The sequence below is a fragment of the Comamonas sp. UBA7840 genome (assembly GCF_002501455.1).
Taxonomy (GTDB): Bacteria; Pseudomonadota; Gammaproteobacteria; order Burkholderiales; family Burkholderiaceae_C; genus Comamonas; species Comamonas jiangduensis.
In genome coordinates this window covers 14,985-30,123 of record NZ_DLTI01000024.1, presented here as the reverse complement: position 1 = coordinate 30,123, position 15,139 = coordinate 14,985, and the positions used below count along the sequence as shown (strand labels likewise).

The window sequence follows — 15,139 nt, the reverse complement described above, 5'->3', positions numbered from 1 at the left end:
AGCGCAGGCATTGCCCCTGTCAAGCAAGCTTGCACAAAGCTGAGGACGTGTGAGCATGCTTGCAACAGGGGCAGGGCATTAGCTCCACAAAACAGAGCATGCTGTGTAGGCTGTGCGGCGTTGCGCACCTTCCAACTATCTCAGAGACAAGCACCATGACCTACGCCCGCCGCCTGTTCACCCTGGCTCCTTCTGCTTTGGCCACTGCTGCGCTGTGCATGGCCAGCGCCAGCGTTAGTGCCGCCAACCCTATCAAAGTGGGCGTGGCCCTGGATATTTCCGGCCCGTTTGCAGGCCCCGGAGCCGAAATCAAAGACGGCCTGAACCTGGCCGCCAAGCTGCTGGACAACAAACTCGGCGGTGTGCCCGCTGAATTCATTCAGGCCGACACCGCTGGCAACCCCGAAACCGCGCGCCAGGTGGCAGACCGCTTTATCAAGCGTGACAAGGTCGATTTCTTCACCGGCCCCGTTGGCTCCAACGTGGTGTTGGCCGTCGGCCCCACAGTGTTTGGCGCGAAGGTGCCGTTTTTGTCGGCCAACCCCGGCCCCAGCCAGCTGGCGGGCAAGCAGTGCAACCCGTACTTCTTTGGCACCAGCTACCAAAACGACGCCATGCACGAAGCGGCAGGCAAACATGCAGCTGACAAGGTCTACAAAAAAGTGGTCGTGCTGGCCCCCAATTACCCTGCGGGCAAAGATGCGGTCAATGGCTTCAAGCGCGGCTACCAGCATCCGGTGGCGGATGAGGTCTACACCAAAGTGGGCCAGCTGGACTTTGCCGCCGAGCTGGCCCAGCTGCGCGCGGCCAAGCCCGATGCGGTCTATATCTTCCAGCCCGGCGGCATGGGCATCAACTTCATCAAACAGTTCATGGGTGTGGGCCTGAACAAAGACATGGTCTTGATCTCCTCTCCCTTTACGGCCGACCAAGACATCATCGCCGCCGTGGGCGAGCCCATGGTGGGCATCTACAACGCCTCCAGCTACGCCCACGATCTGGACAACGCTGCCAACAAGCAGTTTGTGGCCGAGTTCCAAAAAGCGTATGGCCGCCTGCCCACGCTGTACGCCGCGTTTGCCTATGACGTGGTCATGAACCTGAACGCTGCCGTCAAGGCCGTGGGCGGCAAGCTCGATGACAAGGCCGCCGTGGCCAAGGCCATCAAAACCGCCAAATTCGACTCGGTGCGCGGCAAAGTGCGCTACGGCAACAACCAGTTCCTCACGCAGGACTATTACCTGCGCCAGGTCGTCAAAACCAAAGACGGCCTCATCACCAACGCGCTGCAGTCGGGCAAAATTTTCACGGCCCATCAAGACAGTTTTGCGGCTGAATGCGGCATGAAATAAGCGCTGGCAGCTATTAAAAACTATGGAAACCATTGCATGGGATGACTTCACGCGCGTGGAGTTGCGCGTGGGGTGCATCGTTGCTGCTGAAGTCTTCGCCCAGGCGCGCAAGCCCGCGTACCTGTTGCAGGTGGACTTTGGCCCCGCGCTGGGCATCAAAAAATCCAGCGCGCAAATCACCCACCACTACACCCCCGAGGGTTTGATCGGCAAGCAGGTGGTGGCGGTGGTCAACTTCCCACCCAAACAGATTGGCCCCGTCATGTCCGAATGCCTGGTCACCGGCTTTCACGATGAAAAAGGCGGCGTGGTGCTTTGCGTGCCCGATCAGGCGGTGCCCTTGGACACCAAGCTGCTGTAGTTCGTTATTGGGTAAGGCCTTATGGATTCGGTTTTTTTAGTGGAGCAAGCCCTCAACGGCCTGGGCTACGGCCTGATGCTGTTTTTGCTGGCTGCAGGCTTGACCTTGGTGTTCGGCATCATGGACACGCTCAACCTCGCCCACGGCGCGCTGTTCATGGCGGGGGGCTATGTTTCAGCCAGCGTGCATACGCACAGCGGCTCTTTCTTATTGGCGATTGCCGTGGGCGTTGTGGTGACGGTAGCCTTGGCCGCCGTGCTGGAGGCCGTGCTCATTCGCAAGCTGTACGTGCGTGACCACCTCTCGCAAGTGCTCGCCACCTTTGGCGTGATCTTGATAGCAGACGACACCGTCAAAGCCATCTGGGGGCCATCGCCCATCATGGCGCCCACACCGGCTGCGCTGTCGGGGCCGGTGGAGCTATTCGGTTTTCTGCCTTATCCGTCCTACCGCTTGGTTGTTCTGGCTGCAGGCCTGGGCGCTGCGCTGGCGTTGTACCTGCTGGTCAACCACACCAAGCTCGGCATGTGGGTGCGCGCTGGTGCGTCCAACCGCCAAATGGCGGAGTGGATGGGCATTCGCGTGAACCGCGTGTTTGCCATTGTGTTTGCCATGGGGGCGGCGCTGGCAGCTTTGGCCGGTGCGCTCATGGCGCCGATTAGCGCCGTGCAAGTGGGTATGGGAGAGAGCATTTTGATTCCCGCCCTCGTAGTCATCGTCATCGGTGGCATTGGCTCCGTGCGCGGCGCGCTGATTGCCAGTTTGCTGGTGGGCTTGGTCGATACCGCTGGCCGCGCCTTGCTGCCGCCGCTGCTGCGCGAGGTGCTCTCACCCAGCTTGGCGGCCGACATTGGCCCCGCCGTGGCCAGCATTGCCATGTATGTCTTGATGGCCGGTGTGCTGGTGTTCAAACCATCGGGCTTGTTTCCCGCCAAAGCTTAGGTGGTGTTTTCTGTGATGGATCGCAAATTGGTCAATGTAGACAGCCCGCCAGCCAATCCCCCGGCTTTGGCCTCCAACGCCCACGCCCGCTGGGTCAGCCACAGTGTGTTGGCCGTGCTGGTGCTGCTGCTGGGCGCTTTCCCGTGGGTCGCGCCCGCGCTGGGGCTGGACTATTACGTGGACTTTGTGCGCCGCATGCTCATCGTCAGCATGGCCGCGCTCAGTTTGAACTTTCTGATTGGCCGCGCAGGGCTCGTCGCCCTGGGCCACGCCGGTTTTGTGGGCGTGGGCGCCTATGCCGTGGTGGCCATGGTGGAGGGCGGCTTTAGCAATGCATGGTTGATCTGGCTGGTCGCCGCCGTGGCGGGCATGCTGATCTCGGCAGTCATCGGGCTGGTGGCCGTGCGCACGCAGGGCGTGTACTTCATCATGATTACGCTGGCCTTTGCGCAAATGCTGTACTACCTGGCCGTTTCGCTGCGCGCTTATGGTGGGGACGATGGCTACACCATGTATTCGCCCTTGCTGCTGTGGGAAGGCGTCGATGCAGCAGGAAATTGGCTGTTTACCCTTGTCCTGATTGCGCTAGCAGCTATATTTTTGTTGCTATCGCGCATCGAGCGTTCGTACTTTGGCCGCGCCTTGGAAGGCATTCGCGACAACGAAACGCGCATGCAAGCCATGGGCTACCCCACGGTGCGTTTGAAATTGCTGGCCTTTGCACTGGCGGGCGGCATTGCCGCCTTGTCCGGCGCGCTGCTGGCCACGCAAAACCTGTTTGTCAGCCCCAGCCTGATGCAGTGGAACCAGTCGGCACTGCTGATTGTGATGGTCGTCATCGGCGGCATCGGCCTGCGCTGGGGCGCGCCGCTGGGTGTGGCCGTGTGGCTGGTGTTGGAAGAAGTGCTCAAACAACATACCGACTACTGGCATGCGCCCATGGGCGTGCTGCTGGTGGCCGTGGTGTTCCTCGCGCCCAAGGGCTTGGCGGCGTTTTTTGCTAAAAAAGACAGCGCAGCTAAAAAACATAGCGTTCAGCGCAAGGAGGGCGTGCTGTGAGCCTGCTTTCCATTCAAAACTTGGTCAAACGCTTTGGTGCGCTCACCGCGACGGATCATGTCTCGCTCCAAGTAGAGAAGGGCGAAATTCACGCTCTCATCGGCCCCAACGGCGCGGGCAAATCCACGCTGGTGCATTTGATCTCGGGCTTGCTGCCAGCCGATGGCGGCTCGCTCAAGCTCGATGGCCAAGAACTCATCCACCTCGCCCCCCACCAGCGCGTGGCCGCAGGGCTGTCACGCTGCTTTCAAATTACGAGCATCTTCCCCAAGCTCACCGTGGCAGAAAACCTACTGCTGGCCGTGCAAGCCCACCACAGCAACAGCTTTCGCTGGTTCAAGGTGCGCGACAAAGATGCGGAACTCAAAGCCCAAGCGTGGGGGCTGGCGCACCGCGTGCAACTAGAAAGCCAATGGAACACCATCGCTGGCACCTTGCCCCACGGCGCGCAGCGCAAGCTCGATGTCGCTTTGGCCATTGCCGCCACGCCCAAACTGCTGCTGCTGGACGAGCCCATGGCAGGCATGGGGCCAACGGAGTCCGAAGAAATGGTGGAGCTGATTCAGCAACTGCGCAAAGACATGGCGATCTTGCTGATTGAGCACGATATGGACGCCGTGTTCCAACTGGCCGACCGCATCACCGTGCTGGTCTACGGCAAGGTGTTTGCGCAGGGGACGAGCGCGCAAATCCAGAACGATGCCCGCGTGCAAGCCGTGTATTTGGGCCAAGAAGACGAATTAGAAGAACAACAACAAAAAGAAGAGGGCCCGGCATGAGTAGCTCCAATGACACCCCCTTGCTGGAAGTGCGCAATATCGAAGCAGGCTACGGCGCCAGCCAAGTGCTGTTTGGCGTGAGTTTGAGCATTGCGCCGCACCAAGTGGTCAACCTCATGGGCCGCAACGGCATGGGCAAATCGACCACCATCAAATGCATTACCGGCGCTTTGCCGGTGCGCAAGGGGCAGATTTTCTTTGAGGGGCAAGAAATTACCAATCTGCCCGCCGATGAAATATCCCGCCGAGGCATTGCGCTCGTGCCCGAAGGGCGCATGTGTTTTCCCAATCTCACGGTGCGGGAGCATTTGGTGGCCTTTGCGCGCCCGCCAGCCAATCCTCAAAAAGGAGAGCTAGCTGCGCAGGCTGCACCTTGGGATTTGGCCAAAATCTATGAACTGTTCCCGCGCCTCAAAGAGCGTGAGCACCATATGGGCAACCAGCTTTCGGGCGGAGAGCAGCAAATGCTGGCGATTGGGCGGGCCTTATCGACGAATCCAAAGTTATTGATTTTGGATGAGGCGACGGAGGGGTTGGCGCCTGTGATTAGAGATGAGATTTGGAATTGTTTGGCAAAACTAAAGAAAGATGGTCAAGCAATTTTAATTATTGATAAATATATCAAAAAAATTGAAGTCTTATCAAATAAAAACGTGTTGATTCTAAAGGGTGAATCTACAGTTAATAATGTTTAATATTAAGGATAAATAATGGCATCAAGATCAAATCTTGTGAATTTAGATGCAATGATTAAAAGAGAAGATTTTGCCACTACAGATGCGGAGTCAAGTTCTTTTGAAAATGTTTCTACAATATCTCTACGCGATTTTACTAAAGGTGGTTTGATTGGCCCTAGTTTAAGGAAACCTGACTTTCAAAGAGAAACAAACCATTGGTCACCAGAGCAAGTTACATCTTTGCTGGAGTGCTTTGTTAATGGCGATTTGATTCCATCGGTAATTTTATGGCAATCCCCAACGTATTTATTTGTGATTGATGGGGGACATAGACTTAGTGCACTGAAAGCATGGATTGATGATGATTACGGTGATGGGCCTATTTCACAAAGTTTTTTCGGATATCACATATCTGATGAGCAAAAAAGAAATGCCGATAGAACAAGAGCTCTAATTAAGAAAAGAATCGGTAGTTGGCAACATTTTTTAGCAAAGACCGAAAGTGATGATATAGATCCAATTGAAAGAAGAAGGGTAAATGCTTTAATTACAAGAGGTATTCCCATACAGTGGGTCAAAGGTGATGCTGATAAAGCGGAAAGTTCATTTTTCAAAATCAATACAAAGGGGACACCACTTGATGAAGTTGAAGAACTCCTTCTGAGGAATAGGTCTAAGCCAATATCTATCGCAGCAAGAGCAATCATTAGGGCGGGTACAGGCCACAAATACTGGTCTTCATTTCCTAAAGATGTGGCAGATGAGATTGAGTCAAATGCAAAATCTCTGCATAGCGTTTTATTTGATCCTGAAATCAAAAGACCTATTAAAACTCTTGACTTGCCTTTGGGAGGACCTAAAGGGGTAAGAACAGCCATTCAAGCCTTGATTGATATCGCCCTGATAGCGGTTCGAAATCAGCAAGGGCTCCCAAAATATTTAACTGATACGGATGATGATATTGATGGTCGCGCGACGATAGTGACACTTCAGAAGATGCTAAAGCTTGTAAATAGAGTCACAGGCAATAGTAATGGAAGCCTTGGATTGCATCCTGCTGTATATTTTTATGGGCCGACAGGTAGGCACTCAAATCCTATGTTTATGGGAGTAATGTCCCTCATTGGCCGAAAGGTTTCAAATAATGATCAAACTTTCTTTAATAAATTTACAGTAGTTAGAGAGAAGTTGGAAACTATTTTAATTGAAAGAAAAGATTTAATAGCAACAATTCTCCAAAAGCATTTAAGTGCAAAAAGAGTAGAAAAGCACGAATTATTTTTAGATCAACTAATTGATTACTTGCATAAAAATGATATACCATCAGATACTGACATAGTAAACATTGCCGGCTTGAACGGAAAAATAGTAGTTGGTGAATTTTCTGAATTAAAAAAAGATTTCAGTGATGATGATAAAAGCCAAGTTTTTATTAAATCAGCTCTATCCTCAGCTCTTCAGTGCCCGATATGTAACGGCTACCTAGATGTTGAAAAATCAGTTTCTTATGACCACATAAAAAGATTACAAGATGGAGGTTCTGGGAGTGCTAATAATTGCCAACTAACACATCCATACTGCAATCAATCTGTGAAAAATTGAAATGAGTAATTTAAAAACCGCCATCATCATCGCTGCCGGTTCCGGCATGGGTGCAGCCGCTGCCCGCCAACTCGCCGCTGACGGTTATCACGTCGGCATTCTCTCATCGTCCGGCAAAGGCGAAGCGCTGGCCCAAGAACTGGGCGGCATTGGCATAACAGGCACGAACCAAAACCAAGCCGATATCCAACAACTGGTCGATTTGGTGATGGAGCGCTGGGGCCGTGTCGATGTGCTGGTCAACTCCGCGGGCAATGGCCCGCGTGCGCCGGTGCTGGAAATGTCGGACGAGGACTGGCACAAAGGCTTGGATGCCTACTTCCTGAACGTGGTGCGCGCTGCGCGGGTCGTGACGCCGATTATGGTGAAGCAAGGCGGCGGCTCCATCGTCAATATCTCCACCGCGTGGGCGCTGGAGCCAGTGGATTTGTTCCCCACCTCCGCCGTCTCGCGCGCGGGCTTGATGAGTTTTACCAAGCTGTTTGTGGATGAATACGCCAAGCACAATGTGCGCATGAACAATGTGCTGCCCGGCTGGATCAACAGCAAACCCGAGCAAGCTGCGCGCCGCACGGCCGTGCCCATGCAGCGCTATGGCACGGTGGAAGAGATTGCGGCAACGATTGCGTTTTTGGCGGGTGAGGGCGGTGCCTACATCAACGGCCAGAACATTCGCGTGGATGGCGGTTTGATGCGCTCGGTGTAAAGCGCGCCCCAAAGCACACCCACCGCAGCAAGCTGTAAATCACCATGAAAAGCCGCCTTGGGGTGGCTTTTTTTATGGAATTAATTTCACGATTGATAGCTGCTAGCGCTTGCTGCATAAGCGCTAGAGGCCAGTTTGGCTTGTAACGCCATATCTGCTCGATCAAATTGCCCGGCAGTTGTGAATCAACTGGCCTGCGGTGCGCTGCCGCGCTGCAGGAGCAGGCCTTCCAGCAGTTGCAGCTGTTCGCGCTGCAGCGCCAGCAGCTCATGCCATTGCTGGTTTTGCAGCTGGTCGATTTTTTCGTGCAGCAGCATGATTTCCAGCTCGGCTTTGAGGTTGACTTCGTAATCGTGCTCGCTGCGCACGCGGTCTTTGTCGGCCTGGCGGTTTTGGGACATCAAGATGATGGGCGCCTGGATGGCTGCCAGCATGGACAACACCAGGTTCAGCAAGATGTAGGGGTAGGGGTCAAAGGTGTGCCCCTGCCATGCCAAAAGCAAGGTGTTGACCACCATCCACGCCAGCGTGGTGAAGACGAACAGCAGCACAAAAGTCCACGAACCACCAAAGCCTGCAACGGTATCAGCGGCGCGCGCGCCCAGACTGTCGCGGTTTGGCGCGGCCTGATGGCCGAGGTTGCGCGAGATGTGGGTGCGCTGGCGTACATGCGCCACCACTTTGCGGGTGTGTTCGTCGATGGCGCTCAGCGCATCGAGTGCAGCCGATGCGCCAAATACCTTGGCTGCACTTGCAGCGCTGGGCTTGGCGGCGGTGCCTGTGGTCTGATCTTGGGTGCTGGGGGCTGACTGGCTGCTGCTAGGGCGGGGCATGGTGCGCACTCCTGAAACGGGTGAGAGGGCTGGTGTTGGATGAAAGTGCAGGAGAGAACTTTCAGCCTGTGCAGCCATGCTAGAGCGCCGGGCGCCTGCTATCAATCCTCATCCATCAAATGCGCGGCCTGGTTGTGGATGACGGATTCTGCGCGGAAGTAGCCCAGCACAGTGGCCACGCTCTGGTGGCCGGTGAGCGCCATGGTTTCGGCCAGCGGCACATTGCGTTTGCCCGCCTCTGTAACAAAACCCGAGCGCAGCGAGTGCGCTGAAAAGTCACCATCCACCCCGGCCAGCGCACAGCGTTCTTTGACGATGGCACGCACGGCGGGCGCTTGCAGGGGCTCGCCCAGGTGCCCGCCTTTGCGAATGCGCCGGAAGATGGCGCCTTCGGTAATGCCGCTGGCAGCCAGCCAGTCGGCCAAGGCTTTGCCTGCCGCTCCCAACACGGGTTTGGTGTTTTCGGGCAAGTCTGCGCCGCTTTGGTTGGTTTTGGAGAAAGCCAGCTCGTACAGATATTGGCCGGGGCCAATTTGACGCAGGTATTGCATATCGGCACTGCTGATTTCTGAGCGGCGGCGTCCCCCGCTGCTCCAGGCAAACAGCAGCAGGGCACGGTCGCGCAGGCCGCGCAGGCTGTCGTCACAGGTGGCTAGCAGTTGTTGCAGCACGTCTTTGGTGATGGCAGATTTTTTCTGGGGCCGCTCGCCCCGCTTGGCGTAAGCCTTGCGCGTGCGCGAGAGCAGCTCACGCACTTTTTCATCATGGCAGGGGTTGGGCATGCCCCGGTTTTGGTGCGCTTTGCTCATCACCGCCACACGGTGCACCAGCGTGTTGTGGCTGGGCGCACCCGGCCTGGCCTTGCAGCCCGATTGCACCAGCGCCGCATCGATTGACGGGGGCAGCTCACAACGCAGCCCATACGGGGTGCTGCGCTGGGCATGGTCAGCAATAAATTGCAGCACCACATCCACCGGCAAGGGCAGGGCAATGGCCTGCCCCAGCCGGAACTGGTGCCAGCCCGCCCAATAGCGCATGGCACTTTGGTAGCTGCGCACGGTGTTGGCGGCTTCACCTTCGCGCAGCAGCTCTTTGAGGGCGTGGAGCGTGCTGTCGCTCAACAGGCTCAGGCCTTGTTCCTCTTTCGCCACTGCCAGCAGGTGTGTGTTGCGCATATGTAGTATTTCTCACTGAATATGTATTAAATAACATGTATTACATGTGATATTATATAATAATATCTAACAACTTACGATAACAATCTCTTATCGATGGTAATCTAAGAACCATGCAATCCACAGCACCAAAAACGCCGCGAGGCATTCAAGAAGCCGATGTTTGGGCCGCCGCCGATGCCTTGCTGGCCGACGGGCACAAGCCCACCATTGAAAAAGTGCGCCAGCACATGGGGCGGGGTTCACCCAACACCGTGGCGCCCATGCTGGATGCATGGTTTGCCACGCTGGGCGCGCGGCTGGGCCTGAATCAGCACACCCAGGATTTGCGCAATGCCGTACCGACCGAGGTGTTGGAAGCCGCGCAGGCGCTGTGGAGCAATGCCATGCAGCAGGCACAAGCGCTTGCTGTGCAGGCGCTGCAAACCCGCGAAGAAGCGGCCCAGGCGGTGCAAAAGCAGCTGGAAGCCCAGCAAACCAAGCTGCAGCAGCGCGAGGAGGCCATGCAGCAGCAAAAAATGGCCATGGATGCGGCGTTGAAGCTGGCGCAAGACCAACGCGAAGATTTATCGCGCCGGTTGAATGAAATGCAGCAACAACTCAATGAGCGCGATGTGCTACTGGAAAAACAGCGCTTGGAGCAAGCTGCGCTGCGCGCCGCGCAAGAGCAGCTGCGTGAACAGCATTCCAAAGAGCTGGAAACCGCAGCCCAAGAGCGCCAGCGTTTGGCCGAACAATTTGCCGGCAATGAGCGCCGGATGCTGGCCGACCTGGACCGCAGTCGGCAAGACACAGAAAAAGCCAAAAAGGCCCAGCAAGAGGCGGAGCACAAAGCCCAAACCCGCTACGAAGCCCTGCAAGCGCGCTGCGCTGCGGCAGAGGAAGAGTTGCTGGCCAGCCAAACGGCCCATCTGAGTGCCCAGCAGGCTTTGGCGCTGAGCAAGGAGCATGTGCAAGAACTCAAGTCCATGCTCAAGCTTACGCAAGCAGCAGTCAGCGGCGCTGCAGAGAACCCTGAGGCCGAAACTGCAGCAGGTACCAAAAACCGGGGCGGTCGTTCTTTGCAGCGCAGAGCCTTGTCAGAGCGGGCGCTGCGTTTGACCCGCAAGTAAGTGTGGCAGCCCAATGCGTTGGCGCAGAAGGCAAAGAACGGAGCAGCGCTGCGTTCTGGCCGATTTGGTGGAGTCCTTGATTCAGCTGCATGTGCTTGTGTGGGCAGTGCCTGACTTCCGCATCCTGTGCAGGCGACAGATGGATTCGGATGTCCATATTCCGTACAGCTGCAAGCACAAATGGCTTGCTCTTCGCTAAGGTGAATTTACAACGCGGTTGGACGTCCACGCCCTGCAATTGATTTATGTACAACGTCTTAGTTTGTTAGGCTGTCCGCCATGGTAGGGAGGTGGATAAATTGTGCTTTTTGAGATGCTCGAAACATGGCCTGCGCTTGTCGCGATTGACCACATTTCAAGCAATGCGAAGCATCAAAGCGAGGTGCTTAAACTGACGTCGAATAGCTCGTAAAAGCGACTTAACATAATATACATTGTATTTAATTACTGTCCGCCCAAGGAACTAACTCTGCAATTCAAGTCTCTGTACGCGTAGATACACGCAAAAGATTCAAAAAGCTTTGCCAAAGCTAAACCACCGTTTGTAACATCCAGCATCATGAGCTCATACCGTTTGAAAGACAGTGAGCACGATGCTTGAGTTGGACTTGGGTCGCCCACAAACTGGCTGCCATACACCAACTAAAGCTGAAACCGCATGTGTTCTGGTTATGTACCACAGGCTTGGTGGCTGCCAGATTGGGGTTTGTGCTGCAGTATCCGCAAGCGTATGGTGCAGCACCATTCTCTGTACTTGATATCAGAGACGGCGGCTGGTCCGCAACTGCGGGCTTTGCTACAGCAACGCTGTATGCCCTGAGCTTAGGGCTTCGTGCTCAATACAAAAAAACACAATCTTTGATGCTAGGGATTGCAGCGGCGGCTTTCATTTGGTGGGGCGGCTTAGGCTTACTTGATCAGTTTGGAGCCCCTCCTTCTGCCATTCCTGCATGGGAAACCCTGAATTCGCAGGGTGAGACCGTAGATTTAGCTGCGCTACAAGGCAAGCCAGTGGTAGTGAATCTCTGGGCAAGTTGGTGTCCGCCCTGTGTGCGTGAAATGCCTGTGCTGGTGCAGGCACAGCAAGGCCAACCTGACGTGCAATTTATTTGGCTCAATCAGCAGGAGCCTGCAACATCCATCGTGCGTTTTGTCAATCTGCACGGCTTACCTGCTGCGCAGACTTGGCTGGATCCGCAAGGATTTATGGCCCAGCACATTGGGGGCAATGGGTTGCCCACAACGTTGTTTTACGACGCATCAGGACAATTGCAGGCCGTGCGCAACGGCGAGTTGTCTGCTGCCAGTCTGCAGCATTACCTGAAGCAGATCACAAACTGAGTCGACCAGAGTTTTGTAGATAGTGCGCATCCGCCGCAAAACTTAGGTGCTCTCGCCTTGCTTTAAGCCGCCTCATCCTGCTTTATGCACAATACACACACTATGAGAATTCTCCACACCATGCTGCGCGTTGGTAATCTCCAGCGCTCGATTGACTTCTACACCAATGTGCTGGGTATGCAATTGATCCGCACTTCTGAGAACCCAGAGTACAAATACTCGCTGGCCTTCTTGGGCTACGAAGGCGGTAACCCTGGCCAAGCCGAAATTGAGCTGACCTACAACTGGGGCACGGAAAGCTATGACATGGGTACGGCCTACGGTCACATCGCTTTGGGCGTGCCTGATGCGTATGCTGCCTGCGCAAAAATCAAGGCTGCCGGCGGCAATGTCACCCGCGAAGCGGGTCCCGTGATGGGTGGCTCGACCGTGATTGCGTTTGTGACCGATCCCGATGGCTACAAGATTGAGCTGATTGAGCGCAAGGACGATCACGGCGCAGGCACTGGCTTGCGCTAATTCGCACGGCTTCTCTCAAAAAAAACGCCAGCGTTCATCAAGAGCGCTGGCGTTTTTTATGCTCGGTGATTGATTGACGGAAGATGCAACGCGTGGGCAGGCCTTGCTCACGGCAGCAGCGTCACTTCAACCCGGCGCGCTTCTGCATGATTGCCAGTGCTGGCTGTTGCGGCGGGCTTTTTCAGTGCAATCGCCTGCGCGGGTGCACCCAGGCTAATCAGGCGTTTTTGTACCACTTCAGCGCGTTTTTTAGACAGTGCGATGTTTTGCTGGGCATTGCCGGTTTCATCGTGGAAGCCTGAAATCTGTACGCGCTGGCCGTTTTGCATGGCTGCAACGATGTCTTGCAATGCGCTTTCTGCGCTCAATGGAATATCGGTTTTGCTGGGGGCGAAGAAAAGCTTGACCATGCCCTGCTCTACCCGGAACGCGGGCACGCCCTGCAGCACGATGGCAGAAGGTGCCAGTGTGGGCGGTTCATAGGCAGCGTATGTAGTCTGGGTCATGCCACCCGGTGCGGCTTGGGCCGTGTTTTCGCTCAAAGTTTCTGCATCTACGGAATAGGACACCGACAACGCCATCAATGCCGCAGAAAACGCCAAGATAAGCATAGGTGTTTGTGAATCGTTGGACTGTGACATGGCATCTCTCTCGGTGGTTAAGCACTCCTGCGGCGAAGGCTCCTGTTCATGGCGGTGGGCGTGCGGCGGCACGGCGTGCAAATTTGTAACACATTTGCGACATTTGCAAAAAACTTTTAACTGCAAAAAGTCAAAAAACTTGCAGTTCACGCGACCGGCGGCACATTCCCGCAGGTGCACAATCACGGCATGAGCCAAATTTCTGCCCACATTGCTGATTTGCGCAAAAGTTATGAGCGCGCGGAGTTGAATGAGGATGCCTCGCACAGCGACCCTCTTCAGCAGTTTGACCAATGGCTGCAAGAAGCCGTGAATGCGGAGGTGAACGAGCCCAACGCCATGACGGTGGCCACCGTGGGCAGCAATTTGCGCCCGAGCACGCGCGTGGTGCTCATCAAAGGCTATGACGAGCGCGGGATTGTCTGGTACACCAATTACGACAGCCGCAAAGGCAAAGAGTTGGCGGGCAACCCGTTTGCCGCGCTGCAGTTTCACTGGGTGGAACTTGAGCGCGTGGTGCGCATTGAAGGGCGCGTTGAGCGTGTGAGTGAGGCGGAAAGCGATGCCTATTTCAACAGCCGCCCCTTGGACTCACGGATTGGCGCATGGGCCAGCCCGCAAAGCCAGGTCATCAGCGGCCGCAGCGTGCTGGTGGCCAATGCCGCCAAATATGGCGCGCAATTTTTGCTGAACCCGCCCCGCCCTGCGCACTGGGGAGGCTTTCGTCTGGTGCCTGACCGCTGGGAGTTTTGGCAAGGCCGCAAGAGCCGCTTGCATGACCGCCTGCGCTATGAGCCCCACAACGGTGCATGGCTGCGTGAGCGGCTGGCACCTTAAGCGCCGACGCACACACAGCCGCTGATACGGCGCGGTTTTGCACGACCTCTTGGATGTACTGGGTTTTGTGCGTGCCCCGCTGTTGAGCACCAACGCTTGCGGTGCCGCACAGCAGGCATAGGCAACGCGGCCAAGAGCTATCTTAAAAAAAGCTGCTAGCGCTTTAATATCTTAGGTTTCAGATAGAAATCATCTTGAAACCCATGTATTCCATGCGCTGGCAGCTCTTGTTTTTTCATCTTTTTAAAGCAACTTTTGCAGCACCAGCAGCACAACGGGCACGGTGAATAAACACAGCCCTGTGGAAATGGCGATGCTGGCCGTCACCTCTTCTTGGGCCACGCCATAGCGCTGGGCAAACATATACACATTCGCGCCCACGGGCAGTGATGCCGCCAGTGCCATGGCCGCCATAGGCACGCCACGCAAGCCAAACAACCACGCCACGCACAAAAATAAGATGGGGTGCACCACGGTTTTGACGGCGGCAATACGCACTGCCGGCTTGATCAAGCTGCCCAGTTTGCTATAGGCCAGCGTAACGCCCACAAGCACCAAGGCAATCGGCCCCAAGGCCTGCCCCAGCAACTGCATGGGTTTGTCGACCACCAGCGGAATGCTCCAGCCGGTTTGTGCAAACAGCAGGCCCGCAATAATCGGCAGAGGTACAGGATGGATCACGCTGTTTTTGGCTGCTTGCCACAAGGTGCGGCCCAGCGCCTGCGGCTTGCCCTGGGCGCTGGATTGGCGCGCCTGCGCCAGCTCAAACACCAGTGTGGCACTGCCCAGCAGCACCAAGGCGTGCACCGAAATCAGCGTCAACAGCGTCACCAGCCCCTCTTGGCCATAGGCCAAGCCCACCAAGGGAATGCCAATCATGATGTTGTTGCTGAACGTGTGACCCAAGGCGCGCGCGGCGGCCAAGGTGGTGAAGCCATAGACCACCATGGTGCCGGCAAACACCAAACCCACTGCGACAAAGTACAGCACGATGGGGCTGAAATCCAAATCCGCCAGCTTGACCGTGGCCATGGTGCGAAACAGCAAGGCCGGGGTCAGCACGTAGAACACCAGATTCGTCAAATCTTTGACGGCGCCCGGTCGAATCCAGTCCACTTTGGCCGCAACCAACCCTGTCAAAATCAAGAAAACCACTGGCAACAAGGCCGAAAGCGCTGGTGACTCCACGTGTATGCACCTGTA

General features: G+C 55.8%; 16 protein-coding genes. 12 read left to right on the top strand and 4 right to left on the bottom strand.

All coding sequences use genetic code 11. The features are described from left to right. Positions 1-155 precede the first annotated feature (155 nt). From B3R00_RS08965 to B3R00_RS08930, 8 genes are read left to right on the top strand one after another with little or no spacing between them, the layout of a single operon-like run. Entirely contained in the window at positions 156-1,352 is a 1,197-nt protein-coding gene (locus tag B3R00_RS08965; protein WP_286998716.1) for an ABC transporter substrate-binding protein, read from the top strand. A 22-nt stretch (positions 1,353-1,374) separates the two neighbouring features. Further along, a complete protein-coding gene (locus tag B3R00_RS08960; RefSeq protein ID WP_286998715.1) occupies positions 1,375-1,713 on the top strand; it encodes a tRNA-binding protein in 339 nt (112 codons plus the stop codon). 21 nt (positions 1,714-1,734) lie between these two features. Further along, on the top strand, positions 1,735-2,655 hold the full coding sequence (locus tag B3R00_RS08955; RefSeq protein ID WP_286998714.1) for a branched-chain amino acid ABC transporter permease: 921 nt from the start codon (positions 1,735-1,737) through the stop codon (positions 2,653-2,655). Positions 2,656-2,670: 15 nt separating this feature from the next. After that, positions 2,671-3,714 (top strand): branched-chain amino acid ABC transporter permease, encoded by a 1,044-nt coding sequence (locus B3R00_RS08950; RefSeq protein ID WP_286998713.1) that lies wholly within the window; start codon positions 2,671-2,673, stop codon positions 3,712-3,714. Further along, complete coding sequence (locus B3R00_RS08945) at positions 3,711-4,493, top strand: ABC transporter ATP-binding protein (RefSeq protein WP_286998712.1); 783 nt, start codon at positions 3,711-3,713, stop codon at positions 4,491-4,493. Before B3R00_RS08950 ends, B3R00_RS08945 begins: the two co-directional genes overlap by 4 nt. A 20-nt stretch (positions 4,494-4,513) precedes the next feature. Then, on the top strand, positions 4,514-5,188 hold the full coding sequence (locus tag B3R00_RS08940; RefSeq protein ID WP_286998768.1) for an ABC transporter ATP-binding protein: 675 nt from the start codon (positions 4,514-4,516) through the stop codon (positions 5,186-5,188). A 36-nt stretch (positions 5,189-5,224) separates the two neighbouring features. Then, the gene (locus tag B3R00_RS08935) at positions 5,225-6,772 is read left to right on the top strand and encodes a GmrSD restriction endonuclease domain-containing protein (RefSeq protein ID WP_286998711.1); all 1,548 of its coding nucleotides are present in this window, start codon (positions 5,225-5,227) and stop codon (positions 6,770-6,772) included. 1 nt (position 6,773) lies between these two features. Continuing rightward, the gene (locus B3R00_RS08930; protein WP_286998710.1) at positions 6,774-7,478 is read left to right on the top strand and encodes an SDR family oxidoreductase; all 705 of its coding nucleotides are present in this window, start codon (positions 6,774-6,776) and stop codon (positions 7,476-7,478) included. A gap of 185 nt (positions 7,479-7,663) precedes the next feature. Here B3R00_RS08930 and B3R00_RS08925 read toward each other — a convergent pair whose 3' ends face one another. Both B3R00_RS08925 and B3R00_RS08920 read right to left on the bottom strand, forming a co-directional pair. Then, positions 7,664-8,311 (bottom strand): DUF1003 domain-containing protein, encoded by a 648-nt coding sequence (locus B3R00_RS08925; RefSeq protein WP_286998709.1) that lies wholly within the window; start codon positions 8,309-8,311, stop codon positions 7,664-7,666. Between the two features lie 101 nt (positions 8,312-8,412). Next, a complete protein-coding gene (locus tag B3R00_RS08920) occupies positions 8,413-9,486 on the bottom strand; it encodes a site-specific integrase (protein ID WP_286998708.1) in 1,074 nt (357 codons plus the stop codon). Positions 9,487-9,599: 113 nt separating this feature from the next. Here B3R00_RS08920 and B3R00_RS08915 point away from each other — a divergent pair, with 113 nt between their 5' ends. The 3 genes from B3R00_RS08915 to gloA all read left to right on the top strand — a co-directional run bounded on the left by B3R00_RS08915 (position 9,600) and on the right by gloA (position 12,458). Then, positions 9,600-10,598 (top strand): DNA-binding protein, encoded by a 999-nt coding sequence (locus tag B3R00_RS08915; RefSeq protein WP_286998707.1) that lies wholly within the window; start codon positions 9,600-9,602, stop codon positions 10,596-10,598. Positions 10,599-11,195: 597 nt separating this feature from the next. Then, complete coding sequence (locus B3R00_RS08905) at positions 11,196-11,939, top strand: TlpA disulfide reductase family protein (RefSeq protein ID WP_286998706.1); 744 nt, start codon at positions 11,196-11,198, stop codon at positions 11,937-11,939. A 102-nt stretch (positions 11,940-12,041) separates the two neighbouring features. Beyond that, on the top strand, positions 12,042-12,458 hold the full coding sequence (gloA, locus tag B3R00_RS08900; RefSeq protein WP_284214930.1) for a lactoylglutathione lyase: 417 nt from the start codon (positions 12,042-12,044) through the stop codon (positions 12,456-12,458). A gap of 107 nt (positions 12,459-12,565) precedes the next feature. Here the strand turns inward: gloA and B3R00_RS08895 are convergent, their stop codons facing one another. Continuing rightward, positions 12,566-13,099, bottom strand: coding sequence for an OmpA family protein (locus tag B3R00_RS08895; RefSeq protein ID WP_286998705.1), 534 nt, complete (start codon positions 13,097-13,099; stop codon positions 12,566-12,568). 174 nt (positions 13,100-13,273) lie between these two features. Here B3R00_RS08895 and pdxH point away from each other — a divergent pair, with 174 nt between their 5' ends. Beyond that, complete coding sequence (gene pdxH / locus B3R00_RS08890) at positions 13,274-13,936, top strand: pyridoxamine 5'-phosphate oxidase (RefSeq protein ID WP_284214932.1); 663 nt, start codon at positions 13,274-13,276, stop codon at positions 13,934-13,936. Between the two features lie 243 nt (positions 13,937-14,179). Here the strand turns inward: pdxH and B3R00_RS08885 are convergent, their stop codons facing one another. Continuing rightward, on the bottom strand, positions 14,180-15,124 hold the full coding sequence (locus B3R00_RS08885; protein ID WP_286998704.1) for an AEC family transporter: 945 nt from the start codon (positions 15,122-15,124) through the stop codon (positions 14,180-14,182). Between the last annotated feature and the right edge of the window lie 15 nt (positions 15,125-15,139).

Bases quoted from the DNA above. Each gene is read 5' to 3' on its own strand.
- B3R00_RS08965 (WP_286998716.1), top strand. From the start codon at position 156: ATGACCTACGCCCGCCGCCTGTTCACCCTGGCTCCTTCTGCTTTGGCC.
- B3R00_RS08960 (WP_286998715.1), top strand. From the start codon at position 1,375: ATGGAAACCATTGCATGGGATGACTTCACGCGCGTGGAGTTGCGCGTG.
- B3R00_RS08955 (WP_286998714.1), top strand. From the start codon at position 1,735: ATGGATTCGGTTTTTTTAGTGGAGCAAGCCCTCAACGGCCTGGGCTAC.
- B3R00_RS08950 (WP_286998713.1), top strand. From the start codon at position 2,671: ATGGATCGCAAATTGGTCAATGTAGACAGCCCGCCAGCCAATCCCCCG.
- B3R00_RS08930 (WP_286998710.1), top strand. From the start codon at position 6,774: ATGAGTAATTTAAAAACCGCCATCATCATCGCTGCCGGTTCCGGCATG.
- B3R00_RS08925 (WP_286998709.1), bottom strand. From the start codon at position 8,311: ATGCCCCGCCCTAGCAGCAGCCAGTCAGCCCCCAGCACCCAAGATCAG.
- B3R00_RS08920 (WP_286998708.1), bottom strand. From the start codon at position 9,486: ATGCGCAACACACACCTGCTGGCAGTGGCGAAAGAGGAACAAGGCCTG.
- B3R00_RS08915 (WP_286998707.1), top strand. From the start codon at position 9,600: ATGCAATCCACAGCACCAAAAACGCCGCGAGGCATTCAAGAAGCCGAT.
- gloA (WP_284214930.1), top strand. From the start codon at position 12,042: ATGAGAATTCTCCACACCATGCTGCGCGTTGGTAATCTCCAGCGCTCG.
- B3R00_RS08895 (WP_286998705.1), bottom strand. From the start codon at position 13,099: ATGTCACAGTCCAACGATTCACAAACACCTATGCTTATCTTGGCGTTT.